Source organism: Mycobacterium sp., assembly GCF_035499775.1.
Classification (GTDB): Bacteria; Actinomycetota; Actinomycetes; order Mycobacteriales; family Mycobacteriaceae; genus Mycobacterium.
Window position 1 is genome coordinate 1 of sequence record NZ_DATJYB010000135.1, and the last position, 3,113, is coordinate 3,113.

Annotated in this window: 5 protein-coding genes; 2 read left to right on the forward strand and 3 right to left on the reverse strand. The window is 62.3% G+C overall.

Going from position 1 to position 3,113, the window contains the following annotated elements:
• The coding region (locus VML93_RS09365) for an alpha/beta hydrolase (protein WP_325609929.1) at positions 1-612 on the forward strand (612 nt) is incomplete at its 5' end.
• A 697-nt stretch (positions 613-1,309) separates the two neighbouring features.
• Here the strand turns inward: VML93_RS09365 and VML93_RS09370 are convergent.
• Positions 1,310-1,573: a hypothetical protein gene (locus VML93_RS09370; RefSeq protein ID WP_325609931.1), complete on the reverse strand. Its 264-nt coding sequence runs from the start codon at positions 1,571-1,573 to the stop codon at positions 1,310-1,312.
• A gap of 164 nt (positions 1,574-1,737) precedes the next feature.
• On the opposite strand from VML93_RS09370, the gene VML93_RS09375 reads away from it, so the two are divergent.
• Complete coding sequence (locus VML93_RS09375; RefSeq protein ID WP_325609933.1) at positions 1,738-2,214, forward strand: RidA family protein; 477 nt, start codon at positions 1,738-1,740, stop codon at positions 2,212-2,214.
• Here the strand turns inward: VML93_RS09375 and VML93_RS09380 are convergent.
• Complete coding sequence (locus VML93_RS09380) at positions 2,211-2,762, reverse strand: hypothetical protein (protein WP_325609935.1); 552 nt, start codon at positions 2,760-2,762, stop codon at positions 2,211-2,213. The two genes, VML93_RS09375 and VML93_RS09380, sit on opposite strands and share 4 nt — an antisense overlap.
• Positions 2,759-3,113 (reverse strand): alpha/beta hydrolase (locus VML93_RS09385; protein ID WP_414686314.1); only part of this gene is annotated, 355 nt, incomplete at its 5' end. The genes VML93_RS09380 and VML93_RS09385, both read right to left, overlap by 4 nt.

Genomic DNA, 3,113 nt, shown 5'->3' on the forward strand with positions numbered 1-3,113 from the left:
GTCATCGCGTGGGCACGCGGCCTCGACGGGGTCGACCCCGACCGCATCGTGGCGTGGGGAACCTCGTACGCCGGCGGGCATGTCCTTACGATTGCGGCCGCCGATCCGCGCATCGCGGCGGTGATCTCACAAGCGCCGTACACCGACAGCATCGCCACACTGATGTGCGTGGAGCCCCGAAATATCGGCCGCTTGGTGGTCGAGGCCCTGCGTGATCAGCTCGGAGCATGGCTGGGCCGCCCACCGCGCCTGGTAACGGCCCTGGACCGACCTGGCACGTTCGCCGTGATGACGTCACCGGGGTCCGCGTCGACTTTCGCCACTGTCGCGAGTCCGACCTGGCGCAACGAGTTTGCCGCTCGATTGATACTCAAGTTCGGTTTCTACCGACCCGGCCGCAAGACCAAGCACCTGAAGATGCCGCTGCTGATGTGCGTGTGCGACCAGGACCACACGACGCCGGCGGGGCCGTCCGTTAAGGCCGCCGGGCGGGCACCGCGCGCCGAACTGCGCCATTACCCATACGACCATTTCGACATCTATTCGGACCCACAAGTCAAGGCCGATCAGGTGGCGTTCCTTCAGCGGACAGTGCAGGGAGTGTCTGCGTAATCGGTGGCACGCCGGACAGCTAGGTCGAAGCGGTCGGCGTCAAGGCCTCCGTCGTCGTCGGCTTTGGGGAGGCGTAGCTGGTGAACGCAATGCGCAAAACTACTAAATCGTCACTTACTCCGACTATCGCTCGCAAGCGAGACCGAGGTACAAGCGGCGCCATAACTTTGGTGTCGACCAAATACCGAAGCACTCGATGGTCTGAAAGGACCTTTAACAATGATCGCGAAAACGCTTGTCAGCACTGCTGTCGTTCTCGGCTCCCTTGTTGTGGGAGCAGCACCGGCCTTCGCCGCCCCCAACCCGTCCCCCGCCCACCAGAACCCGTTCGGCAGCCTCTCCGTCAGCTCCCGAGAGACGGTTCCTGCCAACGGCTCTTTGGCCCAAGAGCTTGATCGGGGACTCCGCGACGGTCTCTCCCAGAGGATTCCGGGACGGTCTCTTTCGTAGCTAACCACTGGCCTTGAGCGCGTCACTTCTCCCAATTTGTGGGCAGAAATCGACCCAGCGAAGTAATTCTGAATCGCAGGGTCGATCTCGTCGACCATCTGATACTTCAGCGGACGACCGCCGGGGTGCTTGTCTGGCGTTGAGTTGCACCATATGTATGCCATTAGCAATGGCGCACAACGGCTTTCGTATGGAGAGGACTAGAAGTAGTTCTGTCGTCTTGTCCCCAACGACCGCAGACGTCGCCTTACCGCGGGCGATGCATGTAGGGACACGCGTCGTTTGACCCGTCGGGAGGCGGTACACAACGGCCCGAGTCATCGGTGCAGCTCTTGTACACGCCTGGCGCCGACCCCCAGGGACCGGGTTCGTAAGCGACCTGGTTGCAGTGAACGCCGTTGGCCCAGGCCGACGGCGGCTGGATGCCCGACAGCGCCGAACCACCGCACACCATGAATGCCGCGGCCACCAGACCGCAGACGATCCGTCGCAACGGTGCTCGATCAGACATGTGATTCCCCCCGATAATTTTCAGCTGGTCTAGAAGTTGCGAGCTTAAGTACAGCCTATTTAACCCTCCAAGCCTTCCGCCGACCCGACTTTCACCTGGAGTCGGGCTGAAGGCCGGGACCTCGGCGGCGAACACTCGGCTGCACACACTGATACCGTCGGCCCATGAACTCTATTGCGGCCTCGCCGGAAGACCGCCTGGAGGCCCTGGGCTTGCGATTGCCGGCCGCTCCCCCGCCGCTGGCCCACTTCGAGATGTGCGTCCGCGCCGGCGCTTTGTTGTTCCTGTCCGGCCACGCACCGTTGCGCGACGGGAAGTTCGACTATGTGGGCAAGGTCGGCCGCGAGTGGGACGAGGCCGCCGGTTACCAGGCGGCCCGGCTGACGGCGTTGAACATGCTCGCAACCTTGAAGGCGGAACTCGGCGAGCTCGGCAAGGTGCGGCGGATCGTGAAGCTCCTCGGCATGGTCAACTGCACTGAGGACTTCACCCGCGTGCCCGACGTCATTAATGGTGCTTCCGACTTGTTGATCGAGGTCTTCGGCGACGCCGGCCGCCACGCCCGGTCGGCCGTCGGCATGCAGCAGCTGCACTACGGCATGGCCGTCGAAGTCGAGGCAATTGTTGAGATCGATGACTAGGCGTTGGGCGAGGCTGCGCCAGAACCCCACGGGTAGCCTTTAACCCTCTTCGCCTTCTTGTTTTCCAATAGCGGGGTCAGCCCGAATTTCTCGACGAGCGTCAGCCAGTCTGCACCCGTGACCCAGTATTTGGGGTCATTCTCCTCAAGCGGCACTGAGCCGCGCCACGCAAAGGTGAATTCGCCTCTGCTGAACCGGCGAGTGCCGGCCTCGAGACACCCGATGGTCAGTCGTTGCATTCCGGGTACGCACACGACCAGGACGGGCACCGTCAACGTTGTTCGTAGATAACTGTTCCATTTGCGCTTCGCCGGCGTCGCGGTCGCCTGCGCAAGCCCAGCCGAAGCAACGACCGCCTCGCCGTCCCACACCTGGATCCCATCTTTCCCAATGTCAACGGCCAGTATCGGTTTCCCGTTGGCAGTATCGAAAACCCGAGCCGCAACCGGAAACGACCGCAGCCAACAGCGCGTCGGTTGCTCCTCTGACAGCGATTCACCGTTGCCGCTCACCAGGAAAGTATCGCGCCGCCGCGCCGTTTCTGTCATAGCCCTTGGGTCTTAAGCCAGCCGTCCATTCTTTCAGCGACCACTTGCCATCCTGGCTCAAGCATCACGTCGTGGGCCATGTCACGGAAAATCTCCACTTCCGCGCCGTATACCGCTGCGGTGCGCCGAATTTCGCGCTGAGTGACGATAGCGTCATGTTCGGCCCCCAGAACCAGCATTGGGATGCGGTTGACATGTTTAGTCTTGACCAGGTCGAGCGCGAGCATGTCCAGAAAGGCTCGGTAGGACTCGTCCTGGAGTCGCTGCTGGTAGGAGTTGGCCTGCGCATCCGGCATGGACTCGGAGAAGAAGAGGTCTCTCGCCAGTTCCGGTGTGGCTACCAGTGGCCCC

Excerpts from the sequence above, each read along its gene's own strand:
- VML93_RS09370 (WP_325609931.1), bottom strand. The coding sequence starts at position 1,573 with ATGTCTGATCGAGCACCGTTGCGACGGATCGTCTGCGGTCTGGTGGCC.
- VML93_RS09375 (WP_325609933.1), top strand. The coding sequence starts at position 1,738 with ATGAACTCTATTGCGGCCTCGCCGGAAGACCGCCTGGAGGCCCTGGGC.
- VML93_RS09380 (WP_325609935.1), bottom strand. The coding sequence starts at position 2,762 with ATGACAGAAACGGCGCGGCGGCGCGATACTTTCCTGGTGAGCGGCAAC.